The organism is Mesorhizobium sp. M4B.F.Ca.ET.089.01.1.1, assembly GCF_004022605.1.
Taxonomy (GTDB): domain Bacteria; phylum Pseudomonadota; class Alphaproteobacteria; order Rhizobiales; family Rhizobiaceae; genus Mesorhizobium; species Mesorhizobium abyssinicae.
In genome coordinates this window covers 1-621 of sequence record NZ_RZOS01001181.1, presented here as the reverse complement: position 1 = coordinate 621, position 621 = coordinate 1, and the positions used below count along the sequence as shown (strand labels likewise).

Annotated in this window: 1 protein-coding gene; it reads right to left on the bottom strand. The window is 62.0% G+C overall.

The features are described from left to right. The coding region (locus tag EN780_RS36675) for a transposase (RefSeq protein WP_245500257.1) at positions 1-324 on the bottom strand (324 nt) is incomplete at its 3' end. Between the last annotated feature and the right edge of the window lie 297 nt (positions 325-621).

The following is a 621-nucleotide window of genomic DNA, read 5'->3' as shown; positions in this document are numbered from 1 at the left end:
GGCCTGTGCGTAGCCGGCGATCATGGCGGCATCGATCCCATCGGTCTTTTCCAGGAAGCCCATCGCCTCTGCAAAACGGCGCACGCTGCGCGCATTGACGAGAGCGCAAGGCAGGCTCAGATCCCACAGCAGCAGCAAGGCCAGCCGCTCGTAGCCGCCGCTGGCCTCCATGACGGCAAGCTCGACGCCATGGCCCTGACACCAAGCGGCCAGATCGGTGATGCGTGCCGCATCGTTACGGAAGCGGCCTGCCGCCCCGTTCGGCTCGACATGGGCATCGAGCCATTCTTTCGAAACGTCCACTCCACAGATGGTCTTGTTCACGGTAACCTGCCTTGTGCGTGCGATTGGAGCCAAGCGACTATTCGGTCGTACGTGACGAAGGCGAAGGTCCCATGCTCAACCACGGTTCTAACCGGAGGGGCGTCGGGCGACTTCGCCAAGCCTCGAACCGGATGGCCATCCGGTTCGAGGCTCAGTCGCTTCCATCGCACAAAAAACCTTCCGTGCAGATACAAGGGGAAAGAACGAGTTCGGCGATGTTTGCCGTCTGGACCTCTGGGTCGGCGGTGAGCGGGTTGGAAAGGCCCTACTTGCAGTCCCGGTACCAACGCAGCGACA